Raw genomic sequence first — 202 nt, forward strand, 5'->3', positions numbered from 1 at the left:
ACGAAGCGATTCTAGCGTCCCGTGTGCTTTTGCAATTTTCATGCTGCCGGCGGGCTTTTCGATGAAGAAGAACCTTTCTCCGTTCGATGACGTCTGGACCTNCGAAGCGATTCTAGCGTCCCGTGTGCTTTTGCAATTTTCATGCTGCCGACGGGCTTTTCGATGAAGAAGAACCTTTCTCCGTTCGATGACGTCTGGACCT

The sequence above is a fragment of the Bradyrhizobium lablabi genome, assembly GCF_001440475.1.
Taxonomy (GTDB): Bacteria; Pseudomonadota; Alphaproteobacteria; order Rhizobiales; family Xanthobacteraceae; genus Bradyrhizobium; species Bradyrhizobium lablabi.